The sequence below is a fragment of the Yinghuangia sp. YIM S10712 genome (assembly GCF_051388935.1).
GTDB lineage: Bacteria > Actinomycetota > Actinomycetes > Streptomycetales > Streptomycetaceae > Yinghuangia.
In genome coordinates this window covers 95,183-97,208 of record NZ_JBPKBI010000023.1, presented here as the reverse complement: position 1 = coordinate 97,208, position 2,026 = coordinate 95,183, and the positions used below count along the sequence as shown (strand labels likewise).

Below are 2,026 nucleotides of genomic sequence, written 5' to 3'. Positions count from 1 at the left end.
GCCGTCCCGCGCAGCGCCGCCACCAAGGTCAACCGAGGCGCGCTCGTCGCGACCCGCGGCGGCTGACCCGCGGCCCGGATCCGTTCTCAACCCCCGCGCCCGGGCGACCGACGCCCTGAGCGCCGACCACCCAGCACCACCAGCACATTTCCATCCGACATCGCCGGCCTCTCGGGGGGTCTTCGGCCGTTGCCGCGCGCGCCAAAAGCGTGCAACGGCGTTTTCCGCGACCACGTCGCCCGCTCCTGCGGGCACGCGTACTCGCACGACGAGGCGGCTCCGGCGATCTGAAGCACGTGCGCCACCCCCGGCACCGCCGGGCCCGCCCGAAGAGGGCGTTACCGCCAAGGAGAACAAGGCCGGCGTCGTCAGGGACGCCGGACAGCACCGAGGAGCCAACCCGTGAGACCCACCAAGACCATCACCAGCCTCGCGCTGGTGGCCGCGCTGTTCGCGGCGGCCGGATGCGCCGATCGGGGCGGCGAGTCCGACCGCAGTGAAGGGGCGGGCGCGAACCCTACGGCGAACACGCCCGTATCCGCCGACTTCGGTGACCTGAAGAACGTGTGCGGCTCGGGCAACTCGACCAAGGCGTCGGCCCAAGGCGTCACCGCCGACAAGATCAAGGTCGGCGTCATGTCGGACGTCGGCTTCACCAAGAACCACGAATACGAAGCCGCCGCAAAGGCNGCTCGGGCAACTCGACCAAGGCGTCGGCCCAAGGCGTCACCGCCGACAAGATCAAGGTCGGCGTCATGTCGGACGTCGGCTTCACCAAGAACCACGAATACGAAGCCGCCGCAAAGGCGTTCACCGGCTGGTGCAACGACCTGGGCGGCATCAACGGGCGCAAGATCGACGCGACGATCCGCGACACCAAGATGCTTGAGGTCCGCCAGCGGATCGCGGAGGCCTGCCGCGACGACTTCGCGCTGGTCGGCGGTAGCGCGGCGCTGGACGGCATGGGTGCGAAGGAGCGGGTGGCGTGCATGCTGCCGGAGTTCCCCTCGCAGTCGACCCAGCGGCAGAACGAGGGCTCGGACCTCCAGCTCACCGTGCAGCCGGGCGGGCCGTCGTACTTCCGGTACGCGGGCTTCTACGAGTGGCTGGTGAAGCAGGCGTACCCGCAGACCGCGAACGCGGTCGGCATCATCGCCGGTGACTCGCCGGTGACGAAGGTGTCGGTGGACCAGCGCGCGGAGTTCTTCCAGTCGCTGGGCACGCCGATGTCGTACACCGAGCTGTACCCGGCGGCGGGCGTGTCCAACTGGACGCCGTACGCGCAGAACATCAAGAGCAAGGGCGTCAAGGGCCTCATCTTCATGGGCGACTACAAGTCGCTCGCGAAGCTGGAGCAGGAACTGACGAACATGGACTACAAGCTCGACTGGGTCGACGCCAACAGCAACGCGTACGGCAAGTCGTTCCTCGAACTCGCGGGTCCCGCGGTCCTGAACGCGCAGAACAACCTCGCGGACATCAGCGGCACCTACCCGCTGGAGAACGCGGCTTCCAACGCGGCGACCAAGCAGGTCCTCGACCTGTTCGCGAAGTACGCGCCCGGGGCCGAGGTCACGCTGCCGGCCGTGAAGGCGTTCTCCTCGTGGCTGCTGTTCGCGAAGTCCGCCGCGAGCTGCGGTGACGACCTGACGCGCAAGTGCCTGGTCGAGGCGGCGCGCAAGGAGACCGCGTGGACCGGGGGCGGCTTGCAGGCGCCCCTCGACCTGTCGGTCCAGGACGGCCCGGCCAAGTGCATGAACATCGAGAAGGCGACCGCGGAGGGCTGGAAGCCCGCCCCGGAGTTCCAGCCGACCCAGGGCGCGTACCGCTGCGACATCGCGTCGTACAAGCTCACCGGTGACTACGGCAAGCCGGTGACGCTGGCCGACGTCGGCAAGAGCGCGAACGACCTCCAGTAGGCGTTCCGCACGAACCACCGGTTACGTCGCCCGCTGGAGGCGGTTCGTCGGCAGGCGTGGCTGTGTGTCGACGAGGCGGTTGCGGGCGACGTGGTCCGGTACGGGGG

At 69.0% G+C, this 2,026-nt stretch carries 1 protein-coding gene; it reads left to right on the top strand.

Annotated features, from left to right (window positions below; genetic code table 11):
• Positions 1-755: 755 nt before the first annotated feature.
• Entirely contained in the window at positions 756-1,919 is a 1,164-nt protein-coding gene (locus tag ACRX5W_RS29765) for an ABC transporter substrate-binding protein (RefSeq protein WP_436791469.1), read from the top strand.
• The last annotated feature ends 107 nt before the right edge of the window (positions 1,920-2,026 follow it).